Raw genomic sequence first — 24,266 nt, forward strand, 5'->3', positions numbered from 1 at the left:
AACCAGCATCATATTATCCGAAAAGGGGGTCCCTCTTCGACGCCGATCGGGGGTCCCTTTTGAACGCCGTTTGACATGCAGGCAGCGCCCGATATTGCCATAATATGATCCGCCAAGGTCGACGTCCGCATGCGCAGGATCGATCACCTGCTCGATCGAAAGGCCTTTCAGGAAATATTGAAGGGCAGGGTCGATCGCTCCTGAATCGCGTTGGGCGAGGGCCAAGTGATGTGCACTCGAATAGCTCGTATCGACGCCGGATTCCTTGAGCTTTTCGCCTTCCACCCCCCATTTGATCGCGATCGGAAATTCGCCGTTCATCCAATGCAGATAGCATTGCAGGTCGCAGTAGTGGATGTAGCGCGCATCCTTGCCCTCGAGCGTCTCTTCATAGTCGGACAACGCTTCCGCCGCAGTCGCGATCTGGCCGAGGTTCGCGAGAAGCTCGACGTAATTTCCGTAGACATGGTCGAAATCCTGATGCTTCTTTAACGTGGCAAGGTCAGCCTGCGAGAAGAGCCGCTGCGCGATGCGAACGAATTCGCCGGGTGGCTCGCGCCAGCGCACCGTTTTGCACACCGTGCGCAGCCGTTCGAGAGCCTCTTCGGTGCGCTCGGCGTTGATGCAGAGTTCTGCCGCTTCCAGTGACCGGGCAACGGCCTCGGGCGCATTGCCCGATCCGAGTTCAGACAGGAAAGGGGCCAGCCATGCGACATATGTCTGCAGAATTGCGAGGATATAGGGAACTCGCTCTTGCCTGGGAAAGGTCATCTGGATGAATGTCCGGATGAGCGGATGCAGTTCGAACGTGTCGAGTTGACCCACGCGCGCTTTCAAAACTACGAGATTCAGATCGCGGAGCAGATTAATCGCCTTTGCGACCGCGTTGTAGTTGATCTCGCGGCGGACATAATCAGCCAGTTCCATTAATGTGGCGGGGCGCATCCCCTCGGCGAGCGCTTGCAGTGTTACCTGCTCGCGAGGACGCAAACTGTTCCAGATCGATCGCAGCGTTGCATCCGGGATTTCTCCCGTCCCCTCGGAGATCGACTGGAGAAGCTCGTCCAGCTCGACAACGGGTGACCGTTTCGCGACCTGAGCCGCGAGCAGATCGAGCCAAAATGCGTGCCCCTTGGTCGCGACATGCGCACGAGCAATTGCGTCTTCGCTTGAACCGGCGCGTCTTAGCGCAAACAGCTGCTTGGCAGCGTCGAGGTCGAGACCTTCCAGATGATGAGTAAGCATTGGTGCGGCATCTCCGCGAATGGGAGGGCGACAGGTTAGAATGAGCCGAGACGCGGTGTCGAGCGTCAGCAGTCGATCGATGAACTCGCCAGCCGATCCAATAAGCTGGAGCCGCTCCAGATCGACATAGTGATCGACGTTGTCGAAAATGATCAAAACCGGAGCATCCGCTGTCAATTGGACGAACAGTTCGGCCAGATCTTCCATTGGCTGCTTTGCGAGCTCGGCGCCCATTGCCTTTCCGGCACCGAGCGCTTCGATAATCGCGATGATCTGATCTTCAAACCGCGCGCTCCGCTCGCGGCAATCGCGCCAGATGCGCAGCGCAAATCCTTTCGTAGCGATGTCGTCTGCGAAATATTGTGCGACCAGCGCTGATTTTCCTTGGCCACCGAAGCCTGTTACGAACGCGACGCGGAACTCGGAGCTGCGGAGCAGCTCGATGTCGTCATCGCGCCCGACGAGGAATTCCACGACCGGCGGACTATCCTCGCGGACGATCTTTTCGACCAATGGACCTGTATAGCCGGACGCTTCCGCCGCTTTTTCCTGATCGGCTGGTTTGTTCGCTGAAGCGGTGTCAGCCGGTTGCTGTTCGCCTACAAGGTCATCGTCTCCGGCTTCCGGGGCGAGTGCGGGCATGACAGGCGCATCCCACGCGTCGGCGAGCGCGGGCAGGAAATTGTGGGCGTTCACCCCGGAGTAAAGTGTGACGCGGCCCCGTGTGATCCCCGGGCGGAGCATGGCGTCGAACTCGGGTGTCAGCGTCGGCTTGTCGTTATAGAAGCACCAGATGATCTCGGGGAACGAACTGTCTTCGAGGACGACACTCATCATCGCTTGAGTGAAAGCGTCGTCCCAGCCGCCGTACGCCATGACCACAACGATATGACCTCGTAACAGATGCGCAAGCGAAGCGCGAAGTTGAGGGCGCTCTTGGAGCAGTTGCTGCGGCGTGTGCAGCGTATCCGATCCATACCAATATCCGTGGAGATGCACGACGTGTGTGCCGGGACCGTCGATCTGATTGAGCGACCCGTCACGATAGAGGAAGGACCGGAAACTGCTACCACCGTGCGCAGCGATGGACGCGCCGATGAGCGGATCGAAATTGGTCGTGACCACCATTCGTCCGAAAGGAGACTGCGGCATCGCGGCGAGCCGCCCGAGCCCCTCGACGCCGGGCGTCAACAGCCAGCCGCTATGGTCGTTATCGAAGCCGCGACAACTTTCATCGGCCGTCGCCCCCGTAATCTCGTAACCAGCCTTGCCGTCGATGCCGGGCATGGGGCGCCGCGCATGAGCGACCGCTTTCTTGATGATGCCATTTGCTGCTTTTTGCCCGCGCTGACCAAGAAGGAACCGAAAGGCTTCCTGATACGGATTTGTCGCTTTCGCGATGGCGTCCTCCAGCTTCGCGCGCTCACGATCCTTTGTGAAAAGTTCGCGAATGAGGTCGATGACCCCGCCTACGCCGGGCACGCCGGGGCCTCCGGGCTCGGCTGGACAGGTCAAGCCCGAACCGACGACAAACACAACCGGCGTTTCCTGATCACTAACCGCGGTGAGCCGATCGAGAAGCGCTTCGCTATCATAAAAATCGAGTGTGTCAGACACCGCTATGCCCCGCTTAGCCGTAATTATTGGCCGAATGCGACCCGCCTACCGGATTACGGCACCTTTTCTCGACAAGGTACACACGCCGCTGCTGGAGGCGTAACTGCATACTATGTCAGGTAACTGTGCCCCCGCATTCCCCTCCCGATCGACTGGCACGCGAACGGCGAACGAGCAAGGATCGATTGACTTCAATCCGGTTCGTTCCCTCTTTTGCTTTAGATGGATGTTAACGCCACCAGGAGGGTGCGGAACATCGCATTTGAATGTGCAATAACGACTCTAGAGGCCAAAACCGCACAAGTACCAAGAACCCGATGCTACGCAGCCTCATGCTTACGGCTTTGGTCACGCTAGCCCGGAAATAATCCGGGCCTTACTCATTCACCGCCCGGACGAGCGAGCTTCCGCAACGGGACGGTCGGAATAATACATTCGCCTTCATCCTCTTTTCCTTCGCGGGTGAACACCGGGTAAGGCTCGTTCGTGATTCTTACCGGAGCGCCCATCCACTCGCACTCTGTGCAGAACGGTCGCTCCCATACTTCTTCTGGGGCGTTCGGGTTCTCTGCGCGAAGTGGGGTGAACCTATGGTCCCTGCACTGCGGACACTCATTGGGAACCTGTCGAAGATATAGCGTGGCTGCGTTTGTGCAGAGTGAAATGGCCGATTCCGTCGCCTGAACGCCGGCTTCGGCGTCGTGCCAGTTCGAGGAGTTGCTGTGGGTGAGCCAATTCACGAACGTCCAAGCCGCGTCGGCCTGCGTTTTGAAAAGCTGGCGGCGGTATTTGTTGCTCTCTCCTGCAAGGACGATCGAGCAGATATGTTCTACCCATCCTTTGAAATCCGCCTTCTTCGGCGCCTCGGCTTTCTTCTCCCAAGGAAGTGCAATCTGAGCGATTGCGACAAACGCCAGCAAAGCTTCGCGGCAACGGACGCCCACCGTTTGGTAGTCAGATACTTTGTGGGCTTGACCGAGCGCATCTTGCGCTGCGGCTGCTGCTTCGAAGGCTTTCATAAACGGCTCAATGCCTCCTTCAGCGATTGAAGGACGCTCCGAGCGCGGTAACCTCAGCATCAGTCCGATATGGAACGTGACAGCTAAATCCATGTTAGGGAACGTATCCTGAGAATACAGGTTCGTCGGATTTGTGATGACCCACCAGCGGTTTTTCGTAGTATGCACATCCCAGATATCGTGCTTGTGGCTAAGCACACTCTCGCTATAAATCTTCTGGCAGAACGTCACTTTGAGGTCTGGCGCCTGCCATTCTACATACTCGGTGATGGCCGAGATTTCTTCGTCGGTAGCTGGTAGCACGTCGAACCCTCACTTCTCTGGTAAGGCTTTAGAGCGTAAATCGGCGCAATGCATGGACTATCATCTAGCTTGACCCTTTCAGCTCCATAGCCGCGTAGTGTCTGCTTCTTATGACCGACGCCCAAAAGCAGACCGTCGGTAACCGGCCACACCGCGACGCGGTCAAATAGCTGCGAACGGCGATCTCGCGGCGGCCCGGAAAGTCAGCGTCCGGCAGGCTTGCACGATCCGGTAGAGATCGTTGGCGACCCGATCGCGTGATTATGTCGTTTTGAAATGCTCATGTCAGTCAAATCCAGAAGATAACCCGACGCTTTGACCTTGTTGACGAAGAGGAATGCCGGTCCTTCGGGTATGACGCCTCCGGGCAAGTGATATTCGCCAACCTCCGCGCCGGCATCAATTCTTATTTTCAGCGAGAATTGAACTGGTTTCTGCTTCCCGTTGCGGCTTTCAACGACATCGCATTTGAGGTCGAGCTTGATGGCTGTGGCAGCGGGCTGTGCAGCCACATGGGTCGCTGAGAGGGCGAGGGCAATCGTGGCGGCGACGCCAAAATGCCTGGAAAACCCGATATTCTTACGCACAATCATCGCTTTTTCCTTTCGCTGTGATTTCCGGCACCCCGAAGCACCTGGTCGGGACCTTGGCACTCATCGATTATGCCGTTCATGGCCCTGGCGGCTTGCAGGCGCTGATCTTCGGATAGTTGAGCGGAGAGGGCGAGATACTGCTGTTCTCCCCGACCAAGGAACAGCAGTCGTCCTTCCTTGTCGATTTCCGCCGACCTGAAACTGCCCATCGAGATCATACCGCCTTCGCGGGCTTCTCCGGACCAGTAGAGCATGCATGGGCCTCGCCAATAGCGGACGCGGAAAGAGCGGCTGGACGTCGCATGCCCGGTGTCGACAAAGGCTGTAAATGCTCCCTGTTCGCCAAGCGCTGTGATCGTGTCTCGCGCATTCCAGCCGCGCTCGCTGCCCCGGGCCGGATCGACATTGCAGGCAGCAATCGACAGGAGCAGAATGAGACTATGTCTCGATGTCGGCAGCATGACACAGCGCTCTGCTTAGGTCTGGATGAATGACAGATTGGCCGCGCGCCGGACAGCGGCCTGGCGGCGTGACATAGCTGAAGCGGTCATCCCCGGCGCCCGTGCGGATCGGGACGGGGCAGCTTGATCATCGGAACCCTGCCAATCGCGCAGCGATTTCGACCTGGCTTGTTACACGCATCTTGGCAAAAATACTTCGTACCTGACTGCGTACCGTCCCGACGCTGACCTGCCGCCCGGCGGCGATTGCGATCGCCGTATGGCCGAGCGCAAGCTGCGCTGCGATTTCGGCTTCCGCGAGCGACAAGCCAAAACAAAGCTGGGCGGCCGCTGCAACGCGCACTTCGTCGGCTGGTGGTTCATGGATGATCAGCAAGGCCGAGGAACCGCTCGACAGCGGGTGCGACGAGGGGATGATTGACGCTTCGGCCAAGCGAACATCCTCGCCGCAGCGCGAGCGGAGGGCGAGGGGTTTCATTGCGCCCGCGCCGCCACTTGCGGCATCCGCGAGCATCTGCTGCAAATCGGCGGTGCAGCTCATCGCAGCGGCTGTGAGCCGCCCTTTCTTCATCGTGAGAAAACGTGCCTCTGCAATCATTGCTTCGGCCGACGGCGTCATCCCGCGCAGTCTCCCTTCCGCACTACAGATGAAAGCGGTTGCCCGGACGGCGGCGAGCCCCGTGATGACGCCAGCAAGCTGCTCCCGTTCGAGCGCCAAAGATGTCCGCACTGCGCGGCGGGCATGCGGTGCGATTGCGGCAAAGGCGCGCTTCGCTTCCCGATCGATAGGTTCCGCGCGCGCGCCGCGCATGATCGCCATTCCCACGAGATGGTCATCTTCCTTGACCAACGTCGTGAGGCAGACATGGGCCATGTCATGACCGGTCACCCAGTCGCCATATTCGGGGTTGAGGCGCATGTCGGCGGCGGTGGTGAAATCCGTTTCATCCTTGATTTCGAGTTCGGCAGAGCGCGAGCCCACCCGCACGCGCGAATTGATGGCCGGGTCGCCGCCGCCTGCCGCCAGAAATTCAGGACCGGCCAAGGGATCAGCGCCCGTCATGATGTTGAAAGGGACCAGGCAGTCCGCGCCAAGCCCGATCAGTTCGCCGCTGCGCGAGCCTGTCGCAGTTGCGAGCCGCTCGACAGCAACCGCCCATGGCAACGCGTCCATGGCCGCAGCCTGAAAACCGGCGATGGCATCGGCAACCAGTGCTTCTTTCATCTTCCCCCCGGAAAAACGACCTGATGTGGCTATAGGTGCCGACGCGAACCCGCTCATCTACAAAATTGCAGATGCGCTTCGATAACAGGTCTTTCTATTCTGATTTCGCCGTAAGCGGAGAAATATGGGTGATCAGCTGTCGCCTTGACCGCTTCTTGGAGCGCGAAAGCAATAGTTGCCTATCCATCGATGCCATAGGGGGTAAAGTGAGGAAATTGGTCGTTCTGGCGTCGCTGCTGCTGCCTTTCTGTGCAGCGCATGCACAGCAGAAGGGGTGGCAAGCCGCCTACGACAAGGCGGACGCGCCGATGGAAAAATGCTTTGCGGACAGAAATCTGCGCGAATGCGACAAGATGGTTCGCGCCTATGCGGCAACGCTCGCCTCGCCCGATCTGGTGGAGGCCGGGGATCGGCGGATGGTTCTCAACGACTATCTCAAATGGACGGCGGCTTATGGTCGCATGCTCCGCAAGGACGGCGCGCTGCAGCAATCGAGCGATGTGCTGGCCAGGGCCTATCGCGACTTGCTGGCCGAGTATCAGCGGACAGGCAGGCCGCAGTCGTTGATAGACAATCTCGCGCTGATGAGCGCATTTTCCGAAACCTTGATTGAGGGTCAACTAACGGAGCAAGCCCATCAGATCGCGGGGCAGGTTGGACAGATCGCAGCCGCCTTGCCCCAGCTCAGGAACCTGAGGGCAAGCAGCCGAGAAGCCGAGGCGCTCTATTTCAGCCTCCTGTCAGGCAGTGAAGCCTTTGAAAATGAAGAGGCTGTTGGCTATTTCGCATTGGCCAGAAAGCCGGGAACCCATCCCACCGATGCGAGGGTCTATGTCATTCGCGGTACCGACGCGGCGGATCGCGCCATCGCTCACCTGCGTGAAGGGATCGCCAGCGGCTGGTCGGTATTCGGCTATGAGCGGCTGGAGCTGAGGCTCGCCCGATTGCTGGCCCAATCATCCGACATGCGGCTCAGGATCTTGGACGAGAAGGCCGAAGCAACGCAGGGCTATGCCGCCGCGCAGAAGATTGCATGCCCAATGGTGCAGCCGGAGCGTGCCAGCGCCGGGACCGCGCATCGGGCCTTTGCGGCGGAAGATCCGTTGTTACAGGAAATCTGCTTACGGGCCACGCTGGGATACCTTGAAGCGACCGGGCAACTTGCCGAGGTGCAAAGGCAGCTAGCCGAACGTCAGATGACAAGCCAACTGGACCTGCTGAACGTGCGGCTCACCCCCGAGCAGTTACGGTTCATCCAGGATTACAGATCCCCAGGAAAGTGATCTGAAAGCGAGGCTCCGCACCATATGCGACGCGTCTGCTCTTCCCTCACAATCGATCAGAAGCGGACAGTCCGCTATCGGCCAATCGCAACCGACTTCATTTCCCGCAGCGACTGAACGTTCATGCTGCTCTTTTGAAATGATGAGATCGCACTTGGCTCGCGGCGGACCGAGCTTGGATCAGGTGATAAGCCGGTCGACCTGCGCTTGCAGGCGCGGGCTTATCAGCAGGATGGCGGGTATGACGATTGCGTAGGCTGTTGCCCAAGAGCGCAACCAGATCGCCACAAAGTCGCTAGAAAGGCCGAGGTTGATCGCGACGAGCGAGAAGGAGATAATCCCGGTCGTCACAATACCCATCACAAGGGCGAACGCGATCTTGCGTCTCATCTGAAGGCTCATTGTCCGGCTCCCCGAAAATCGGCAGGGGCGACTTCAATCACCGCCTGGGCAAAGGCTTTGGGAGCCTCCTGCGGCAAGTTGTGGCCGATACCACCGCTGATATTGCGGTGAGCATACGGTCCGGAAAATCTCTTTGCGTAGACCGCCGGCTCGGGATGCGGGGCGCCGTTAGCGTCGCCCTCAAGCGTGATTGTCGGTATGGTAATTGCCGGGAACTTAGCAAGCCGCGCCTCCAGCGCATCATAGGCAGGTTCGCCCTTGCTCAGTCCCAAGCGCCAACGATAATTGTCGATGACGATTGCGACATGATCCGGATTGTCGAGCGCGCGGGCCGTCCGGGCGAATGTGGCTTCGTCAAATTGCCAGGTGGGCGAGGCCGTTCGCCAGATCAACTTTGCGAAATCGGCGCGATTAGCGTCGTATCCGACGCGACCCCGTTCGGTGGCGAAATAAAATTGGTACCACCAGGAAAGTTCGGCGGCGGGAGGCAGCGGCATCCTGTCGGCCTCCTGGCTGCCGATGAGATAACCGCTCACCGAGACGAGCGCTGCGCAGCGCTCTGGCCAAAGCGCCGCAACGATGCACGCGGTGCGGGCACCCCAGTCGCAGCCTGCGACGATGGCCTTGTCGATGCCGAGCGCGTCGAGCAACGCGATCACATCTGCGGCAAAAGCGGATTGCTGGCCATTACGAGTCTCGTCCTGCGACAGGAAAGTCGTCGTGCCGAACCCGCGCAAGTAGGGGACGATCACGCGGTATCCGGAAACGGCCAGCAGCGGGGTGACCCCCTCATAGCTGTGAATATCGTACGGCCATCCGTGCAGGAGGAGGACCGGAGGCCCGTCTTTTGGACCCTGCTCGACGAAGCCGATGTCGAGTTTGCCGGCACGGATTTGCTTGACCAGGCCGAATTCGGTCGCGGCCGCAAGAGGGTGGGCAGGCATTTGTGCCCGGCTGGACCCCCATGCCATTCCGGTGGCGGCGACGGCGAAGCCGAGGAAGTTTCGCCGATTATGTGCGTCCAGATATGGCATGGGAGGTCTCCTCACATTTCGGGATCAGACGAGGTTAATCTCGACATCGATATTGCCGCGGGTCGCTTTCGAGTAGGGGCAGGTCTGGTGCGCCATATCGACGATCGCCTGCGCCGCCTCGCGCTCGACGCCAGGCAAGCTGACATTGAGGCGTGCTTGGAGCAGATAGGCGTCGCCAGCCATTCCAAGATCGACCTCGGCATCGATCGCAAGATCGGCGGGAAGTTTTACATCGAGCTTCTTGGCGGCGAGACCCATGGCGCCTTCGAAGCAGGCGGACCAACCTGCGGCGAACAATTGCTCGGGGTTGGTGCCGCTGCCCGGCCCGCCGGGGCTCGACAGCTTCACATCGAGCCTGCCGTCCGAGCTTGCCGACTTGCCATCGCGGCCTCCGGTGGTGTGGGTCTTGGCGGTGTAGAGGATTTTATCGGGCTTGTTCATGATCATATTCCTTTGATGAGGTGGTGGTCGTTCGTTCACTTTTTCTCGCGCAGGGGGCGGAAGGCCGCGCGGATTTCGGCAGCGAACAGCTCGGGCTGTTCCCAGGCGGCAAAATGACCGCCCTTGTCGACCTCGTTCCAGTAGATCAGCTTTTTGAAGCTCTTCTCGCCCCAGCTGCGCGGCGCGCGATAGATTTCGCCAGGGAAGACGGTCACCGCGATCGGCACCTTGCTGATTTCGATCGCGTTGAACGGGCCGCCAGGGCCCTGCGCGGCATCCCAATAGCTGCGCGACGACGAGGTTCCCGTGTTGGTCAGCCAATAAAGGGTGATGTTGTCGAGGATCTCGTCGCGGGTCAGCACGCTTTCAGGATTGCCGCCGCTATGCGTCCAGGTGGCGATCTTCTCGTAGAGGAACGCGGCAAGACCGACCGGCGAGTCCGACAGACCATAGCCGAGCGTCTGCGGCCGTGTGTTCATCATCTCGGCATATCCGAAGCCTTTGCCGTAGAAGGTTTCGAGACCGGCATAGGCGATCTTCTCCTCAGCCGAGTAGCTGTCCGGAACCGGCTGTTTGGCACGGACGAGCTTGAGAACGTCCGGCGGCACCGTGCCGGGCATATTCGTGTGGATACCCAGCAGGCCTTCGGGCGCCTGTACCGCCATCACCTGCGAAATGATCGCGCCCCAATCGCCGCCCTGCGACACGTAGGTTTTGTATCCCAAGCGCTTCATCAGCACGTCCCAGGCACGGGCCACCCGCGCCGGATCCCATGCCTCGGTCGGTTTTCCGGAGAAGCCATATCCCGGATAGGTAGGCATGATCAGGTCGAACGCATCCTCGGCCTTGCCGCCATGCGCAGTCGGATCGGTCAGAGGTCCGACCGTTTTGAGCAGCTCGAACGGGGAGCCGGGCCAGCCGTGCGTCATCAGCAGCGGCATCGCACCCTTATGCTTCGAGCGGATATGGATGAACTGGATGTCCACGCCGTCGATCGTCGTGATGAACTGCGGCACAGCGTTGAGGCGCGCTTCGCCTTTGCGCCAGTCATAGTCGCTGCCCCAATAGCGAACGAGCGGTTCGAGACGGGCGAGCTGCACGCCCTGCGATGCGTCCGCAACCGTTTCACGGTCTGGCCAGCGCGTCTCCGCGATGCGCCGACGAAGGTCAGTCAGCGCTTCTTCGGGGATGGCCACATGAAATGGTCGGATGGACTCATCCTGTGGTGCCGTGGCGACCGCGGCGGCTTTGGCCGCGGAGGCCGACCCAGCGCTATTGGCAAGGCTGGGGCTGGCGACGAGCGCCATGCCAAAGGCTGCGGCCGAAAGGGCCGTGGCGGAAAGCAGGCGGCGAAGGGACGTTGAGTTCGGGGTCGACATCATCATTCTCCTGTTTTGGCGTGAAGGGCTTCGTCTAGGCAGCGACTGGGGTCCGATAACGGTCGGCCGGTTTGGTCAGCGACAGGTTGGGAAGCATTGCGACCCTTGCTGCCTCGAACGCTTCCCATGCGGATGCATCGGGAAGCGCGGGGATAGTGACGGTCTCGCCTAGGGCGAGCCCGGCCAGAGCGGCGTCGACCATCGCGTCGGCCGACATCACGATCTCCGCCGGAACGCCGGAAAGCGGCACGCCGGACAGATCCCAGAATTCGGTCGCGGTAGCGCCGGGCAGGACGACCTGAACGCGGACGCCCTTGTCGGCGAGTTCCGCGTGAAGCGATGCCGTTAGCGCGACGACGAAGGCCTTGGTCGCGCCATAGACGCCGTTGAGCATGAACTCGGGCGCGATGGCGACAGTCGATGCGATGTTGATGATCGTACCGCTGCCCATCGCCGCAAACCGCTGCGCAACCGCATAAGTGAGCCGGGCAAGCGCAGTGGCGTTGATGTCGATCATGGCCTCCATCTGGTCGACATCGGCCTGCCATGTCGGGACCGGGGCGCCGATCCCGGCGTTGTTCACCAACATCGTGATGCGACGATCATTGATGAGCCGCGCTTCGATCAGACGTAGTTCGCCGGGGTTTGAGAGGTCGGCCGGCAGGGTATCGACATTGCGGCCGGTGGCGTCACGTATCGCCTTCGCGACCTGATCGAGCTTGGCGGCGCTGCGCGCCACTAGGATCAGATCATAGCCCTGTCGTGACAGGCGGTCGGCATAGATCGCTCCGATACCGGTAGAGGCGCCGGTGATGAGGGCCGTGCCCTTTGCTTCGTTCATCGCTCTTCCTTTCGAGAAGGTTGGGATGCCGACCGACCGATACGATCGGGGCGACCAGAACGATTTAGAGGTTGGGGAGAATGCCGGTAGGAAGGGAAACCGAGAGCAAGCCTCTCATTCCGCGCATGTCGATCAGGCGCAGCCCAGGCCCGTACACGCCGCACGCAGGCGCGGCGCGGCCCAATCGATAAAGGCGCGCACCTTGAGCGGAAGCAGCCCTTGGCGCGGGTATACGATATGGACAGGACGAGGCTCGCCATCAAAGTCCGGAAGGAGACGTGTCAGCGTGCCCGACTGGATATGCTCCGACACCTGATAATCGAAGAGGCGCGCGACACCCACACCACTGAGCACCGCCGCGAGATTTCCGGCGGCACTGTTCACAGCGACCCGCGCACGCGGCATGCACATCACATCCTCACCGTCGACGCGATATCCCCAGAACATGGGGAGCGGCCCGAACAGGATACCGTCGTGGCTGGGGAGGTCTCCCGGAGCAGTCGGCGTTCCGCGCCTTCCGAGATAAGTAGGACTGGCGCACGTGATCAGACGAAACTCGCCTGCCTTGACTGCGAACAGCGCGCTGTCGGGCAGATGACCGAGTCGAATGGCGACGTCGACATGCTCGTCGACCATATGCACCAGACGGTCGGAGGTGAAGAGATTGAGTGTGACCTCAGGATATTCGTTCATGAAAGCGAGCGCGATCGGGATCACATGGCGGACTCCGAATTCGATCGGCATGGTGATCGACAATTCGCCGCGCGGGGTCTGATATTCGCCCGACGCCCGTCGTTCCGTTTCTTCCAGGTCGGCAATGATACGCCGCGCCGCCTCGACATAATCCCGGCCCGCGTCGGTCAACTGAATATTGCGGCTCGTCCTGACGAGCAGATTGGTCCCGAGATAGCGCTCGAGTTCCGCGACCTTGCGACTGACGCTGGGCAACGGAGAACCAAGCGCGCGGCTTCCCGCTGACAGGCTGCCGGCATCGACGACCGCCAATATGACCCGCATGGCGTCGAGCCGATCCATTTGCTCCTTCTCCCGCCCCGAGCAGCGGTGAATAGCCGACTTCTGGAAATCAACATAGCTTCATGCGTGGCGCCAAATTGACACGCGACCGCCTATATGGCCGCCCGTGAGCTGAGCGGCTTGCTCAATGTCCGCTTTTGACGACTTCACGCCAAAAGCCGCCTGTCCGCAATCGGCCAAGCGGCGCCGCGAGAAGCGCAGTTCGTTCGATGACGGCGAAATGCCGTCGCGCTCATCGTCCGCTGTAAGGCTCATCTCTTCGGGTTCGCGCGCCGATCAGCACCCGGGGCATGTTTCCTCGTTCCTGAACTGTTAGAAAGACGAGGTAGGGAAGCAGGAAACCCGCGCCTCCGAAAAAGGCGATGAGCGCGAGGAGCAGGGCGATCGCACTGAATCCATTCCGCCAAGCCGTCCAAAGCGCAGAGAGGACGAGAAAGCAGAGAAAATCGAGGTTGAACTGCCCGGGCCATCCCAGCTTCGCCACGTCTCCGAAAAAGATCGGTAACAATCCAAGGCCGTGGCGGGAAATGACTACAGCGGTGTAGGAGGCCAGCGCCAGCCAAAGGATGATCAAAAAAGCACGAAACGACCCCATGGACGACAATCTGCCAGGAGAATGCTGCGGCTGCAATCGCGGCTTTGAGTCCGCGACTGGATCATGCCAAATTTCTACTTTCATGCGACGATGGCTTACGCGCCGCTGCGCAACGCAGGTCTTGCCATCGGCAAGATGGATTTCATGCCGCACATGGCCTGTCACCAAGTCGCGCCCGAATACGACCGTCGAGCAGGCTCCGGCCTGTGACCGCGGGCTACCCCGTTATAGCGGCGATTGCCCGTTCGAGCTCGGCAATCCTGAAAGGTTTGCGAAGAACTGGCCGGCCATCAAATTCAGCCGCCATGATCGTCGCATCTCCGCTCGTCGCTATGAAAGCCTTCCCGGCATCGCTCAACGCGGCAGCGACCGCCTCGCTCGTTTTGCCATCGGCAAGGTGAACATCCAATATTGCGAGGTCGAAATCTCGCTTCGCGACGAGATCCAGCGCCTCCGCGACGGTCGCTGCGGCCGCCACGATCTCGTGTTCAAGCACGTCGAGATACCCCTCGAGCATCATCGCCACCAGCGGATCGTCTTCAACAAGAAGCACCCTTATCATCATCCGTCCCTCATAGATCCGAAATCTGTAGCGCCAGTGTCTTCGATCACACGTCCCGTGCCCCTACCTTTCGTCGCGCTCAAAGTTCCACGCCAAGATGCTGGGCCACGGAGAATATGTCCTTGTCCCCGCGTCCGCACATGTTGACGATGATGATACTATCTTTCGGCATCGCCGGCGCGATCCTGACAACCGCGGCGACGGCGTGACTGGGCTCAAGCGCCGGGATGATACCCTCTGTGCTGCAAAGTAGCTGAAAGGCGTCCAGCGCTTCGGCGTCGGTCGCGGAGCTATAGTCCACCCGTCCGATGTCCTTGAGCCATGCATGCTCGGGGCCGATGCCGGGATAATCGAGGCCAGCGCTGATCGAATGGCCTTCGACGATCTGCCCGTCGTCATCCTGCAGCAGATAGGTCTTGTTGCCGTGAAGAATGCCGGGACGCCCGCCGGCCAGTGACGCGGCGTGCGCCTCGTCGAGGCCATGCCCGGCCGCCTCGACGCCGAGCATCTTCACCATCGGGTCGTCGAGGAACGGGTGAAAGAGACCGATCGCATTCGATCCGCCGCCGATCGCGGCGACCAGGAGATCGGGCAGGCGGCCGGTACGGGCCAGCATCTGCGCCCGCGCTTCCCTGCCGATCACGCTCTGGAAATCGCGCACAAGCTCCGGATAGGGGTGGGGACCGGCTGCGGTGCCGATGATGTAGAAGGTGTCCTCGACATGGGCGACCCAGTCGCGCAGCGCCTCGTTCATCGCGTCCTTGAGGGTCGCGGCGCCGGCCGTGACGGGCACGACTTCGGCGCCCAGCAGCTTCATGCGGAAGACATTGGGCGCCTGGCGCGCGATATCGGCGGCGCCCATATAGACGACGCAGGGCAGGCCAAAGCGCGCGCAGACGGTTGCAGTAGCCACCCCGTGCTGGCCCGCGCCCGTTTCCGCGATGATGCGCCTTTTGCCCATTCGGATCGCGAGCAGGATCTGCCCGACGCAGTTGTTGATCTTGTGGGCGCCGGTGTGGTTGAGTTCGTCGCGCTTGAACCAGATCTGCGCGCCGCCGAGCGCGGACGTCAAGCGCGGCGCGAAGTATAGCGGGCTGGGACGGCCGACATAATGTTCGAGCAGGTCGTCGAACTCGGCCTGGAAAGCCGGGTCGCGCTTTGCGGCTCGATATTCGCGCTCCAGATCGAGGATGAGGGGCATGAGCGTTTCGGGGACGAAGCGGCCCCCGAATTTCCCGAAATGCCCCCGGTCGTCCGGCTGCCTGCGCAAGCTGTTCGGAACATGGCCAAGATCGTCGGAGGGTTGCGACCCCTGAGTCATGTCGATGCAACCCCGGCAGGAGACCGGCGCGAGGCGGCGGCGTGCAGGATCCCGGCGCGCGCCTCACGCCGGCAGATAAATCCCGCGAGACCGGTCCGGATTCTCGACCGGCGCATCAATGGCCCATCAGTGCCAGCACTTCCTTGCGGCTCCGCTGGTCGTCGAGGAAGCAGCCGAGGAGCCGGCTCGTGACCATGCCGACGCCGGGCGTGCGCACGCCGCGCCCGGTCATGCAGCCATGCTGGGCGTCGATCACCACGGCGACGCCGTGCGGACGGAGATTGTCCCAGATGCATCGGGCGACCTCGGCGGTCAGCCGCTCCTGCACCTGCAGCCGGCGCGCATAGCCGTTCAGCACGCGCGCGAGCTTGGAGATGCCGACGACGCGGTCGCGGGGTAGGTAGGCGATCGACGCCTTTCCGGTGATCGGCGCCATATGATGCTCGCAATGCGACTGGAACGGGATGTCGCGCAGCAAGACGATCTCGTCATAGCCGCCGACCTCTTCGAAGGTGCGCGAGAGATGCACCGCCGGATCCTCGTCATACCCCTGGCAGTAATCCTTCCAGGCACGCGCGATGCGCTTCGGTGTGTCGAGCAGGCCTTCGCGATGAGGATCCTCGCCGACCCAGCGCAGCAGCGTCTCCACCGACGCGAGAACCTCGGGGGGTATCGCGCCGTCAACGGTGGGACTGGAAGGGGGCACGTGAAGCATGGTCCTGGCCTCCTGACGGCGAAGGGTTAGCGGTCCGGGAGGGGAGGAGAGGGAGGTGGACCGCCGGATCGGCGCATGCCCGAGCGCAGCATGGCGTCGCAACATGTCCCTTGGGGCAGATCGTCGGTTGGAAGCGCGTTGGGTGCACGGACCTCGGGTGAGCCCCGGAATGCAGAAATGCCCTTCGCTCGCTTGACGAGGCTTGGCGCGGTGCGCGGTGGTTGGGTGAATAGGGCGGGTACGGAAATGCGGGGGCGGCGGTGGCCCCGCCGCCCCCGGCCTGTCAGAAGGCCATCGCCGGCATCGGCGCGGCCTTCTCCTCCTTCGGCAGTTCGGCGACGAGCGCCTCGGTGGTTATCGGCAGCGACGCGACCGACGCGGCATCCTGCAGCGCGGTGCGAACGACCTTGGCGGGATCGATCACGCCGGCCTTGACGAGGTCCTGATACTCGCATCCAGTCTGCCCCTTGGTGCAGCTTGGCGGCGCGGGACAAGTCGGAGACATGGGGTCAACATCGCGCGGCACGGTCGCCGCAAGGCGTCCTGTCCGCGGAGATTGCAATGAATGACGAAGGGCCTCTGGTAACGGCCAGAATCGGCGACCGTTACGAAGAAGCGGATCCCGCCCGATTGCCAACGGGTCACCCCGCCGTGCCGGTCGACCGCATCGGCGTGCTTCTCGTAAACCTCGGCACGCCCGACGCGCCGACGAGCGGTGCGGTGCGGCGCTATCTCGCGGAATTTCTCTCCGACCGGCGCGTGGTCGAACTGCCCTCGCTGATCTGGCAGCCGATCCTCCGCGGGATCGTCCTTGCCGTTCGGCCGCGGAAATCCGCGCGTGTCTACCGCGAAATTTGGACTTCAGAGGGCTCGCCGCTCGCCGCGATCACCCGCCGCCAGGCAAGGGCGCTTCAGGCTTCGCTCGGAGGTGATGCGGTGGTCGCGCATGCGATGCGCTATGGTAGCAGCTCGATCTCGGACGGCATCGACGCGCTTCTTGCGGCAGGATGTCGCCGCATTCTCGTTGCGCCTCTTTATCCTCAATATTGCGCCGCGACGACTGCAAGCGTTGGTGATGCGGTCCAGGCGCATATGGCGCGCCTGCGCTGGCAGCCGGCGCTGCGCATCCTTCCTCCTTATTATGATGACGATCGCCATGTCGAGGCGCTGGCGTCGTCGCTCGGACGTGCGATCGGCGGCCTCGCCTTTGTACCCGACACGATCGTCGCGAGCTTCCACGGCATGCCCGAGCGCACTCTGCATCTTGGCGATCCCTATCACTGCATGTGCCTCAAGACCGCGCGTCGGTTGGGCGAGGTCTTGGGGAAGAGTGTCGTTCCGAGCTTTCAGTCGCGCTTCGGCAAGGCCAAATGGCTGACACCGGCAACCGACATCACGCTCAAAACGCTCGGGCGCGAAGGCCGGTCGGTGGCCGTGATCGCGCCGGGGTTCGCCGCGGATTGCCTCGAGACCCTCGAGGAAATCGCCATCCGCGGCCGCGAGCAGTTCCTTGCCGCCGGCGGACGCCATTTCGCTTATGTGCCCTGTCTGAATGACAGCGATGTCGGGATGGATATGCTCGCCGCGCTGATAAGGAGCGAACTTTCCGGTTGGCTTTGAGGGCTTTTGATTATCGGGGCCGAGCTGCGCCAACAAGCGTCGCGCGGCCCCGATACCGTGTCAGGCGGGAAGCAGCACGCCGTCGATGACGTGGATCACGCCGTTCGACTGAAGAACGTCGGCGGGGCCGATCTTCGCCGTGCCGCCCTTGGCGTCGCTCACATACCAGCTGCCATCCTTCTCCCAGACGGTGAGCTTGGCGCCCTGCACCGTGGTGAGCACGGCCTTGCCGCCATTGGCTTTGGCCTGCGCGGCAATATCGGTCGCGGTCAGGCGGCCCGGCACGACATGGTACGTCAGGATGCCCGTCAGCATCGCCTTGTTCTCCGGCTTGAGCAGCGTGTCGACGGTGCCGGCGGGAAGCTTGGCAAAGGCAGCGTTGGTGGGCGCAAAGACCGTGAAGGGGCCCGCTCCCGAAAGAGTCTCGGCGAGGCCAGCGGCCTTGACCGCCGCGACGAGTGTCGTGTGATCCTTCGAATTGGCGGCATTTTCGACGATGGTCTTGGTCTCATACATCGCGGCGCCGCCGACCATCGGGTTCTTGGCGGCCGCGATGCCGCCGGCGAGCGCAAGCGCTGCTGCGGCGAGCGAAAGAGAGATACGGGAAATAGCCATTGGTCATTCCTTTTCGAATGTTCGTCCCGGGGGGATAGGACAGCTATGGAATTAGGCGCGCCGCTCCGCCGCGGCGACCTGTCCTTTGGGGCGGGTTATCCGGCCCGCTCGCGGTGGCCCATCGCCGCTAACGATAACGGCAGTTCCTTCTCCCATCGGCTGCAGGCAAATTGGCGGCAGGCTGGACCATCGACGCAGCCGGGCGAGAAGGGGGCTTCCATGCCGTTTGAGGGATCGTTCGCAGACCGGCTGGCGCTTCGCGACCTGCTCGACACCTATGCCGATGCGGTCAACCGTGCCGACAGCGAGGCTTGGGCGGCGACCTGGGACGAAGGCGGCCGATGGTCGCTTCCCGGGTTCGGAATATTCGAGGGCAAGGCGAAGATCGTCGACACCTGGCGCGCGGCGATGCGCGCCTTTCCCGACATCGTCTTTCGCGCTTGGCCGGGTTCGATCGAGGTCCATGGCGAGACCGCGGCCATGCGGTCCTACACCGAGGAAATCTTCCTGCGCGACGGCGCCCTTCACCGGACCCTTGGCATCTATGACGACGTCTGCCGCCAAATTGATGGTCGGTGGCTGTTTACAGAGCGGCGGTTTCGACCGTTGCCTCAGCTTTCAGCAAGCGAGGTGCAGGCATGAAGATCCTGATCCAGGCGGTCATCGATATCGATCCCGAGACGCGCGGAGAGGCGCTGGCGGGTGCGCGCGGCTGGATCGAAGGCGCGCTCGCCCAGCCGGGCTGTCTCGCTTACGCCTGGACCCTCGATCCGCATGTGGCGACGCGCATCCACGTGTTCGAGGAATGGGACGGCGAAGCTGCGCTCGCAGCGCATCTCGCCGGGCCGCAATACAGGGGAATGCTGGGGCATATAGGCGCATTTGGCGTGCGCGCGTCGTCGAGCCGCAAATTCGCGGTGTCGCGCGAAGGCCATGTTTACAACAGCCACGGCGTGGCAAGCGCCGCCTTCGACTAGCTTGGTGGGCCTGCTCGCTAGCTGCGCAGGGCTTCCCAAGCAGCGAGGGCCCGCGCCCTCGCCGCCTCATGACCGATCAGCGGCGCGGGATAGGCGGGCACCCGCGCATCCTGACCATGGGCGGCGGTGATCTCGGCGTCCGACAGATGCGAAACCTCCGGAACATAAGTGCGGACATAATCGCCCATCGCGAACCGCTCGCTCTGGAGCAGCGGCGACATGATGCGCGAGAAGACCGGCGCGTCGACGCCGGTGCCCGCGACATATTGCCAGTTCATTGCATTCGACCCGAGATCGGCGTCGAGCAGCGTATCCCAGAACCAGCGCTCACCGCGGCGCCAGTCGATCAGCAGATGTTTGACGAGGAAGGAGGCGGCGACCATCCGAACGCGGTTGTGCATCCAGCCCGTGTGCCAGAGCTCGCGCATGCCCGCGTCGACCACCGGGTAGCCGGTCCTTCCCCGGGTCCAGGCGGTGAAGTCCCGGTCGGCTTCGGGGCCGCTCCGCCAGCCGAAATCATCGAAGGTGGGGCGCCCGTTCCGATCGCCATAATCGGGCATCTGGTCGACGAGATTGATGCCATGTTCGCGCCAGCCAAGCTCCGACCGAAAGGTCTCGGCGCCCGCATCGTCGCGCTCGCCGAGCGCATGCCAGATCGACCGGGGGCTGATCTCGCCGAAATGAAGATGCGGCGACAGCCGCGATGTCGCGGGGAGCGAAGGAAAGTCGCGGCGGGCCTTGTAGTCGCCGGCAAGCGGCAGCCAGTCGCGCAGCGCGCGCCAGGCACCTTTCTCGCCCGGGTGCCAGTCGTCAAATCCCGAGGCCCAGTCGGGGCTGGTCGGGGTCAGACCCCAATCGGCGAGATTGTCCGACGTCGGCCAGACGTCGGGAGCCGGAATATGGTTGGGCGCGGCATAGGGAAGGGCGGGCGGCATGCGTCCCAGGAGCGCGCGATACCATGGCGTGAAGACGCGGTAGCGCGCGCCTTGCGCATTGATGATACTCTCGGGCGGCGCAAGATAATTGCCGTCATGGAGCCGCAGCGCAAGCCTGGCGTCCAGCGCGTTTTCGTAGCGCCGCCGCCAGGGCTCGTAGCAGCGGGTCGCGTGAACCCTTGTGCTCCCGGCATCCGCCGCGACGCGTTCGACTATTTCGGCGGCAGGGCCGCGGCGCAGGACGAGCCGGCTGCCGCGTTTGCGAAGGCTCGCATCGAGCGCGGCGAGGCTGTGATGGAGCCACCAGCGCTGCGCGCCGCCGATCGCGCGCGTTTCGGGGCTCTCGTCGTCCAATATGTAGAGCGGAATGACCGGACCTTCGGCGATCGCCGCGAGAAGCGCCGGATGGTCGGTGGTGCGGAGGTCCTGACGGAGCCACAAGATGGCGGGCGGCATGGCGGCGTTTACCTTTTTGGTGGGCTATGGTGCGGGCGAGCGCGGGGTTCCTCATCTGGCAGGCTCCGACCTCCGCAAAAGATGACCTTTCGGGAAGTTCAAGCCATGCAGAACCGCATTGGCGGGCGTGTATATGCGGGGATTGGGCGGTGCGACGTGGCGTCGCACCGCCCGGCGTTGAGCAATCACCGCCCCCCGCCGCGGCCAGGCGTGGGTCGCAAGGCGCTGGCCGCCGGCAGAATCGGAACGTCCGTGCGATCAGCTGGACGAGGCATCTCCTGCCGCTTCATTGGGCCCGGAGACTATCCGGTCGCGAGCGCACGGATCGCGGGCTGCCGCAGTTCTGATGCCGAAGTCGCCGAGAATGAGGCTCGCCGTCGCCTTCGCGCTTGCGACGACCCCCGGAATACCAGCGCCGGGATGCGTGCCCGCGCCGGTAAAATAGAGGTTCTCGATGCGCGCGTCGCGGTTGTGCCCACGAAAATAGGCGCTCTGCAGCAGTGTTGGCGTCAGGCTGAAGGCGCTCCCGAGATGCGCGGCGAGATCCCGCTCGAAGTTCGGCGGCGCATATTGGATTTGCGTGACGATCCGCTCGCCAAGGTCAGGAATCAAGCGCCGTTCGATCTCGGCGATGATGCGCTTCGCCAATTTCGGCCCTTCGACCTCCCAGTCGAGCGGGGCGTGGCCGCGATGGGGAACCGGAGCGAGCGCGTAGAAGCTGCTGTGACCCGCGGGGGCCACGCCCGGATCGCTTGCGCTCGGGTGATGAAGGTAAAGCGAGAAATCCTCGGCGAGCGTCCCGTTCCGGTAGATGTCGTCGAGAAGCCCGCGGTAGCGTGGACCGAACAATATCATATGGTGGGGTATCTCGGGAAAGGCGCCGCGAACCCCCAGATGGAGGACGAAGAGGCTCGGCGACCAGCTCTTGCGCGCAAGGCGCTTCGCCTCGCGCTTGCCGCGCGGATGCGCGAGCAGGTCGCGGTAGCTGTGCATGAGATCGGCGTTCGAGGCGACAAGATCGGCGCGCGCGGTAAACCCGCTCCGCGTTACGATGCCCGTCACCCGGTCGCCCTCGGTTTCGATGCGGGCAACCGGATCGCCGAGCCTCAGCGTACCGCCGAGACGCGCGAACAGCGCGGCCATGCCGGCGACTAGCCGGTTGGTGCCGCCGCGCGCATACCAGATGCCGCCATCCTGCTCGAGCTTGTGGATGAGCGCATAGATGCTGCTCGTCGCCATCGGGTTGCCTCCGACGAGCAGGGTATGGAAGGAGAGCGCCTCGCGCAGCTTCTCGCTCCGAACATAGCTCGCGACGGTTTTATAGACCGAGCGCCAGGCACGGTGCCGCAAAAGAGCGGGCGCCGCCTTCAGCATCGAGCGGAAATCGAGGAAGGGCACGGCGCCGAGCTTCACATAGCCTTCCTCGTAAACCGACGCGGAATAGCTGAGAAAGCGCTCATATCCCGCCACGTCGGCGGGATCGAGCGCGGCGATCTGACGGGCGAGCGCCTCCTTGTCATTGCCATAATCGAAGGTCGATCCGTCGGGCCAGCTCAGCCGGTAAAAGGGCGACACCGGGACGAGGTCGACATCGCGCTCGAGCCGCTGGCCGCTGAGCTCCCAGAGCTCGGCGAGGCAGGCCGGGTCGGTGATCACCGTCGGCCCGGCATCGAAGGTGAAACCATCCTTCTCAAAGACATAGGCGCGGCCGCCCGGCCGGTCGCGCGCTTCGACGAGCAGCGTATCGAGGCCCGCCGACTGGAGACGGATGGCCAGCGCAAGGCCGCCGATGCCGGCTCCGATCACGATCGCGCGCGTCATCGCGGCGCCTCTGCCGCAATCGCCGCGCCGAGTACATGGCCCGACAGCCACGCATATTCGGCAAAGCCGTGATAGAGCCAGTCTCCGCAAGCGCCGAGGCCTATGGCAGGGTTCCAGAGCAGCTTCAGATCCTGTCCCGAGGGCTGCGAGAATAGCCAGCGATGGGCGGCGATATGGCTCGGGGCGGGCAGGTCGCGGCCCGCGACCTTTCCCAGCTCGGCGAGAAGCGCTGGCGCCACGCTCGCGCTGTCGGAGGCGAGGTGCGTCTGCGACCAGGTCCAGTCGGCTTGCACGACCCACCGCTCGCCCGGCGCGCGGCCGGGCTTCGCGCTGTCGCGCGCAGCGGTCACGATGGCACCCGAGCCGCGGAGGAAATCGGGGAGCTCCTCGATCCGCTCCTCAAAGGCGAACATCGCGGTCCAGCATGGGTTATAGCGCGCCGCCATTGCGGCGCGCGCCATCTCGAAATCATGCAGCGACAGAAGCGGAGCCGCCTGTTCGGCCGGAATGGCGATTACTGCCGCATCATATTTGCCGAGCCGTTTTGCCTCGCTGTGTAGCGTCCAGCCGGCACGCGATTTGGTCAGGGCCGTGACCGGTCGCGACAGGCGGACATCGAGATCGCTCGCGAGCGATTTCAGCGGCGCGGTCATTGTCGGCGTGCCGACCCAGCTGTCCGCGCCCGCGGCCGGCCAACGCGCCGCGAGACCTGCCTTCTCCCAAGCAGCGAGCAGCCTGGTAAAGCCTTCCGAGCGCGCCGTGAAATGCGTGGCGCCATGATCGAATGCGACCCCCGGAGTGCCCGTATCCGCGCGGCGGGTCGCGAGGCGGCCGCCGAGGCCGCGGGATTTGTCAAAGAGTGTCGCCTCAATCCCGGCGTCGTGCAGCCGCCGTGCACAGGCGAGCCCCGCAATGCCGGCTCCGATGATCGCGACCCGCATCAGACCATGGCCTCGCGGTCACCAAGGGGGCTCGCACAATGTCCTACGCCCGCCCGTAGGCATGACTGTTCCGTCAATCTGCTGGGCGTCATACGTAATTTTTCCGGTTCGTCGCAATTGTCATCGACGCAGGCTTGCATGAGCGAGGGGAAGTGTCGCAACATGTCCCTTGGGGCACCCAGGGGAGAGCAGGCAGATACTATGTCATTGAAGACAATGATCGCGGCCAGCCCGATCGCCGCGGTGATCAGCGACCCGCGTCTGCCTGACAATCCGATCGTCGAGTGCAACGCTGCCTTCTCGGCGCTCACCGGCTATGGGTCGGACGAAATTCTTGGACGCAATTGCCGCTTTCTCGCCGGGCAGGGCACCGAGCCCGAACTGACCGAGACCTTGCGCGCCGCCATCCGGGAGCAGAGGCCGGCGCTCGTCGAGATCCTCAACTACCGGAAAGACGGAACGCCCTTCCGCAATGCCGTGCTGGTCGCGCCAATCTTTGGCCCCGGCGGCACTCTCGAATATTTTCTCGGCTCGCAAATCGAGGTCGACGAGACCGGCGAGGCGGTTGGAGGACGGAGCACGCGAGCGCGCGCCCATATTGAGGCGCTCTCGCCGAGGCAGCGCGAGGTGTTGAAGCTGATGGCGAGCGGACAGCTCAACAAGCAGATTGCCTTCACGCTGTCGCTGTCGGAGCGGACGATCAAGATGCACCGCGCTGCGCTGCTGCGCGCGCTCGGCGTCGAGACCACGGCCGATGCGATCCGGCTCGCGGTCGAGGCCGGCTTCTAGGCACCGCTCCAGCTTCCCTTTGAGGCATATGGGATATCGCG

General features: G+C 62.7%; 25 protein-coding genes and 1 pseudogene. 6 read left to right on the forward strand and 20 right to left on the reverse strand.

Annotation, left to right across the window (positions count from 1 at the left end; genetic code table 11):
- From AC3WS4_RS22870 to AC3WS4_RS22890, 5 genes are all read right to left on the reverse strand, one after another.
- Nucleotides 1–2,862, reverse strand: a 2,862-nt coding sequence (locus AC3WS4_RS22870) for an SIR2 family protein (RefSeq protein WP_492740773.1), incomplete at its 3' end; no start/stop codon positions are given.
- Between the two features lie 380 nt (nucleotides 2,863–3,242).
- Nucleotides 3,243–4,184: a hypothetical protein gene (locus AC3WS4_RS22875; protein WP_492740772.1), complete on the reverse strand. Its 942-nt coding sequence runs from the start codon at nucleotides 4,182–4,184 to the stop codon at nucleotides 3,243–3,245.
- A 203-nt stretch (nucleotides 4,185–4,387) separates the two neighbouring features.
- Nucleotides 4,388–4,777: a hypothetical protein gene (locus tag AC3WS4_RS22880; RefSeq protein WP_492740771.1), complete on the reverse strand. Its 390-nt coding sequence runs from the start codon at nucleotides 4,775–4,777 to the stop codon at nucleotides 4,388–4,390.
- Complete coding sequence (locus AC3WS4_RS22885) at nucleotides 4,774–5,238, reverse strand: hypothetical protein (RefSeq protein ID WP_492740770.1); 465 nt, start codon at nucleotides 5,236–5,238, stop codon at nucleotides 4,774–4,776. The genes AC3WS4_RS22880 and AC3WS4_RS22885 overlap by 4 nt, the downstream gene beginning before the upstream one ends.
- 127 nt (nucleotides 5,239–5,365) lie before the next feature.
- The gene (locus tag AC3WS4_RS22890) at nucleotides 5,366–6,463 is read right to left on the reverse strand and encodes a helix-turn-helix transcriptional regulator (protein ID WP_492740769.1); all 1,098 of its coding nucleotides are present in this window, start codon (nucleotides 6,461–6,463) and stop codon (nucleotides 5,366–5,368) included.
- A gap of 71 nt (nucleotides 6,464–6,534) precedes the next feature.
- Between AC3WS4_RS22890 and AC3WS4_RS22895 the strand changes: the two genes are divergently transcribed.
- Nucleotides 6,535–7,746, forward strand: a complete 1,212-nt coding sequence (locus tag AC3WS4_RS22895; protein WP_492740768.1) for a hypothetical protein — start codon at nucleotides 6,535–6,537, stop codon at nucleotides 7,744–7,746.
- A 180-nt stretch (nucleotides 7,747–7,926) separates the two neighbouring features.
- On the opposite strand, the gene AC3WS4_RS22900 is transcribed toward AC3WS4_RS22895, so the two are convergent.
- The 7 genes from AC3WS4_RS22900 to AC3WS4_RS22930 form a co-directional block, all read right to left on the reverse strand.
- Nucleotides 7,927–8,148 (reverse strand): DUF2798 domain-containing protein, encoded by a 222-nt coding sequence (locus tag AC3WS4_RS22900; RefSeq protein WP_492743007.1) that lies wholly within the window; start codon nucleotides 8,146–8,148, stop codon nucleotides 7,927–7,929.
- Nucleotides 8,145–9,182 carry an alpha/beta fold hydrolase gene (locus tag AC3WS4_RS22905; RefSeq protein WP_492740766.1) on the reverse strand — a complete coding sequence of 346 codons (1,038 nt, stop codon included), beginning with the start codon at nucleotides 9,180–9,182 and terminating at the stop codon, nucleotides 8,145–8,147. Before AC3WS4_RS22905 ends, AC3WS4_RS22900 begins: the two co-directional genes overlap by 4 nt.
- Nucleotides 9,183–9,206: 24 nt before the next feature.
- A complete protein-coding gene (locus tag AC3WS4_RS22910; protein WP_492740765.1) occupies nucleotides 9,207–9,623 on the reverse strand; it encodes an organic hydroperoxide resistance protein in 417 nt (138 codons plus the stop codon).
- Between the two features lie 35 nt (nucleotides 9,624–9,658).
- On the reverse strand, nucleotides 9,659–10,819 hold the full coding sequence (locus AC3WS4_RS22915) for an epoxide hydrolase family protein (protein ID WP_492743008.1): 1,161 nt from the start codon (nucleotides 10,817–10,819) through the stop codon (nucleotides 9,659–9,661).
- 217 nt (nucleotides 10,820–11,036) lie between these two features.
- Nucleotides 11,037–11,843: an SDR family NAD(P)-dependent oxidoreductase gene (locus tag AC3WS4_RS22920; RefSeq protein WP_492740764.1), complete on the reverse strand. Its 807-nt coding sequence runs from the start codon at nucleotides 11,841–11,843 to the stop codon at nucleotides 11,037–11,039.
- 132 nt (nucleotides 11,844–11,975) lie between these two features.
- The gene (locus AC3WS4_RS22925) at nucleotides 11,976–12,878 is read right to left on the reverse strand and encodes a LysR family transcriptional regulator (protein ID WP_492740763.1); all 903 of its coding nucleotides are present in this window, start codon (nucleotides 12,876–12,878) and stop codon (nucleotides 11,976–11,978) included.
- 232 nt (nucleotides 12,879–13,110) lie between these two features.
- Complete coding sequence (locus AC3WS4_RS22930; RefSeq protein WP_492743010.1) at nucleotides 13,111–13,473, reverse strand: hypothetical protein; 363 nt, start codon at nucleotides 13,471–13,473, stop codon at nucleotides 13,111–13,113.
- A 63-nt stretch (nucleotides 13,474–13,536) separates the two neighbouring features.
- On the opposite strand from AC3WS4_RS22930, the gene AC3WS4_RS22935 reads away from it, so the two are divergent.
- On the forward strand, nucleotides 13,537–13,683 hold the full coding sequence (locus AC3WS4_RS22935; RefSeq protein ID WP_492740761.1) for a DUF1993 family protein: 147 nt from the start codon (nucleotides 13,537–13,539) through the stop codon (nucleotides 13,681–13,683).
- A gap of 7 nt (nucleotides 13,684–13,690) precedes the next feature.
- Here AC3WS4_RS22935 and AC3WS4_RS22940 read toward each other — a convergent pair whose 3' ends face one another.
- The 4 genes and pseudogenes from AC3WS4_RS22940 to groEL form a co-directional block, all read right to left on the reverse strand.
- On the reverse strand, nucleotides 13,691–14,035 hold the full coding sequence (locus AC3WS4_RS22940) for a response regulator (RefSeq protein WP_274520228.1): 345 nt from the start codon (nucleotides 14,033–14,035) through the stop codon (nucleotides 13,691–13,693).
- A 79-nt stretch (nucleotides 14,036–14,114) separates the two neighbouring features.
- Nucleotides 14,115–15,356: a tryptophan synthase subunit beta gene (trpB, locus tag AC3WS4_RS22945; RefSeq protein WP_492740760.1), complete on the reverse strand. Its 1,242-nt coding sequence runs from the start codon at nucleotides 15,354–15,356 to the stop codon at nucleotides 14,115–14,117.
- A 115-nt stretch (nucleotides 15,357–15,471) separates the two neighbouring features.
- Nucleotides 15,472–16,071: a GTP cyclohydrolase I FolE gene (gene folE, locus AC3WS4_RS22950; RefSeq protein ID WP_056350172.1), complete on the reverse strand. Its 600-nt coding sequence runs from the start codon at nucleotides 16,069–16,071 to the stop codon at nucleotides 15,472–15,474.
- 283 nt (nucleotides 16,072–16,354) lie between these two features.
- Nucleotides 16,355–16,519: pseudogene (gene groEL, locus AC3WS4_RS22955) on the reverse strand (chaperonin GroEL); the annotation flags it as partial.
- 113 nt (nucleotides 16,520–16,632) lie between these two features.
- On the opposite strand from groEL, the gene hemH reads away from it, so the two are divergent.
- A complete protein-coding gene (hemH, locus tag AC3WS4_RS22960) occupies nucleotides 16,633–17,691 on the forward strand; it encodes a ferrochelatase (RefSeq protein WP_492740759.1) in 1,059 nt (352 codons plus the stop codon).
- Between the two features lie 60 nt (nucleotides 17,692–17,751).
- On the opposite strand, the gene AC3WS4_RS22965 is transcribed toward hemH, so the two are convergent.
- Complete coding sequence (locus AC3WS4_RS22965; RefSeq protein WP_492740758.1) at nucleotides 17,752–18,306, reverse strand: fasciclin domain-containing protein; 555 nt, start codon at nucleotides 18,304–18,306, stop codon at nucleotides 17,752–17,754.
- 219 nt (nucleotides 18,307–18,525) lie between these two features.
- Here AC3WS4_RS22965 and AC3WS4_RS22970 point away from each other — a divergent pair, with 219 nt between their 5' ends.
- Nucleotides 18,526–18,948, forward strand: a complete 423-nt coding sequence (locus tag AC3WS4_RS22970; protein WP_492740757.1) for a nuclear transport factor 2 family protein — start codon at nucleotides 18,526–18,528, stop codon at nucleotides 18,946–18,948.
- Nucleotides 18,945–19,283 (forward strand): putative quinol monooxygenase, encoded by a 339-nt coding sequence (locus tag AC3WS4_RS22975; protein ID WP_411338937.1) that lies wholly within the window; start codon nucleotides 18,945–18,947, stop codon nucleotides 19,281–19,283. The genes AC3WS4_RS22970 and AC3WS4_RS22975 overlap by 4 nt, the downstream gene beginning before the upstream one ends.
- Nucleotides 19,284–19,300: 17 nt before the next feature.
- Here AC3WS4_RS22975 and AC3WS4_RS22980 read toward each other — a convergent pair whose 3' ends face one another.
- The 3 genes from AC3WS4_RS22980 to AC3WS4_RS22990 all read right to left on the reverse strand — a co-directional run bounded on the left by AC3WS4_RS22980 (nucleotide 19,301) and on the right by AC3WS4_RS22990 (nucleotide 23,436).
- Nucleotides 19,301–20,674, reverse strand: a complete 1,374-nt coding sequence (locus AC3WS4_RS22980; protein WP_492740756.1) for a cryptochrome/photolyase family protein — start codon at nucleotides 20,672–20,674, stop codon at nucleotides 19,301–19,303.
- A gap of 258 nt (nucleotides 20,675–20,932) precedes the next feature.
- Nucleotides 20,933–22,495 carry a phytoene desaturase gene (locus tag AC3WS4_RS22985; RefSeq protein ID WP_082545158.1) on the reverse strand — a complete coding sequence of 521 codons (1,563 nt, stop codon included), beginning with the start codon at nucleotides 22,493–22,495 and terminating at the stop codon, nucleotides 20,933–20,935.
- Nucleotides 22,492–23,436 carry an NAD(P)/FAD-dependent oxidoreductase gene (locus tag AC3WS4_RS22990; protein WP_056350182.1) on the reverse strand — a complete coding sequence of 315 codons (945 nt, stop codon included), beginning with the start codon at nucleotides 23,434–23,436 and terminating at the stop codon, nucleotides 22,492–22,494. Before AC3WS4_RS22990 ends, AC3WS4_RS22985 begins: the two co-directional genes overlap by 4 nt.
- A 201-nt stretch (nucleotides 23,437–23,637) precedes the next feature.
- Here AC3WS4_RS22990 and AC3WS4_RS22995 point away from each other — a divergent pair, with 201 nt between their 5' ends.
- Nucleotides 23,638–24,225, forward strand: a complete 588-nt coding sequence (locus tag AC3WS4_RS22995) for a PAS domain-containing protein (protein ID WP_062179426.1) — start codon at nucleotides 23,638–23,640, stop codon at nucleotides 24,223–24,225.
- Nucleotides 24,226–24,266 lie beyond the last annotated feature (41 nt).

This window comes from Sphingopyxis sp. EU05-FHT14B03, from assembly GCF_058790875.1.

Excerpts from the sequence above, each read along its gene's own strand:
- AC3WS4_RS22880 (WP_492740771.1), bottom strand. The coding sequence starts at position 4,777 with ATGATTGTGCGTAAGAATATCGGGTTTTCCAGGCATTTTGGCGTCGCC.
- AC3WS4_RS22885 (WP_492740770.1), bottom strand. The coding sequence starts at position 5,238 with ATGCTGCCGACATCGAGACATAGTCTCATTCTGCTCCTGTCGATTGCT.
- AC3WS4_RS22890 (WP_492740769.1), bottom strand. The coding sequence starts at position 6,463 with ATGAAAGAAGCACTGGTTGCCGATGCCATCGCCGGTTTTCAGGCTGCG.
- AC3WS4_RS22895 (WP_492740768.1), top strand. The coding sequence starts at position 6,535 with ATGCGCTTCGATAACAGGTCTTTCTATTCTGATTTCGCCGTAAGCGGA.
- AC3WS4_RS22900 (WP_492743007.1), bottom strand. The coding sequence starts at position 8,148 with ATGAGCCTTCAGATGAGACGCAAGATCGCGTTCGCCCTTGTGATGGGT.
- AC3WS4_RS22905 (WP_492740766.1), bottom strand. The coding sequence starts at position 9,182 with ATGCCATATCTGGACGCACATAATCGGCGAAACTTCCTCGGCTTCGCC.
- AC3WS4_RS22910 (WP_492740765.1), bottom strand. The coding sequence starts at position 9,623 with ATGAACAAGCCCGATAAAATCCTCTACACCGCCAAGACCCACACCACC.
- AC3WS4_RS22920 (WP_492740764.1), bottom strand. The coding sequence starts at position 11,843 with ATGAACGAAGCAAAGGGCACGGCCCTCATCACCGGCGCCTCTACCGGT.
- AC3WS4_RS22925 (WP_492740763.1), bottom strand. The coding sequence starts at position 12,878 with ATGGATCGGCTCGACGCCATGCGGGTCATATTGGCGGTCGTCGATGCC.
- AC3WS4_RS22930 (WP_492743010.1), bottom strand. The coding sequence starts at position 13,473 with ATGGGGTCGTTTCGTGCTTTTTTGATCATCCTTTGGCTGGCGCTGGCC.
- AC3WS4_RS22935 (WP_492740761.1), top strand. The coding sequence starts at position 13,537 with ATGCCAAATTTCTACTTTCATGCGACGATGGCTTACGCGCCGCTGCGC.
- AC3WS4_RS22940 (WP_274520228.1), bottom strand. The coding sequence starts at position 14,035 with ATGATAAGGGTGCTTCTTGTTGAAGACGATCCGCTGGTGGCGATGATG.
- trpB (WP_492740760.1), bottom strand. The coding sequence starts at position 15,356 with ATGACTCAGGGGTCGCAACCCTCCGACGATCTTGGCCATGTTCCGAAC.
- folE (WP_056350172.1), bottom strand. The coding sequence starts at position 16,071 with ATGCTTCACGTGCCCCCTTCCAGTCCCACCGTTGACGGCGCGATACCC.
- hemH (WP_492740759.1), top strand. The coding sequence starts at position 16,633 with ATGAATGACGAAGGGCCTCTGGTAACGGCCAGAATCGGCGACCGTTAC.
- AC3WS4_RS22965 (WP_492740758.1), bottom strand. The coding sequence starts at position 18,306 with ATGGCTATTTCCCGTATCTCTCTTTCGCTCGCCGCAGCAGCGCTTGCG.
- AC3WS4_RS22970 (WP_492740757.1), top strand. The coding sequence starts at position 18,526 with ATGCCGTTTGAGGGATCGTTCGCAGACCGGCTGGCGCTTCGCGACCTG.
- AC3WS4_RS22975 (WP_411338937.1), top strand. The coding sequence starts at position 18,945 with ATGAAGATCCTGATCCAGGCGGTCATCGATATCGATCCCGAGACGCGC.
- AC3WS4_RS22980 (WP_492740756.1), bottom strand. The coding sequence starts at position 20,674 with ATGCCGCCCGCCATCTTGTGGCTCCGTCAGGACCTCCGCACCACCGAC.
- AC3WS4_RS22985 (WP_082545158.1), bottom strand. The coding sequence starts at position 22,495 with ATGACGCGCGCGATCGTGATCGGAGCCGGCATCGGCGGCCTTGCGCTG.
- AC3WS4_RS22990 (WP_056350182.1), bottom strand. The coding sequence starts at position 23,436 with ATGCGGGTCGCGATCATCGGAGCCGGCATTGCGGGGCTCGCCTGTGCA.
- AC3WS4_RS22995 (WP_062179426.1), top strand. The coding sequence starts at position 23,638 with ATGTCATTGAAGACAATGATCGCGGCCAGCCCGATCGCCGCGGTGATC.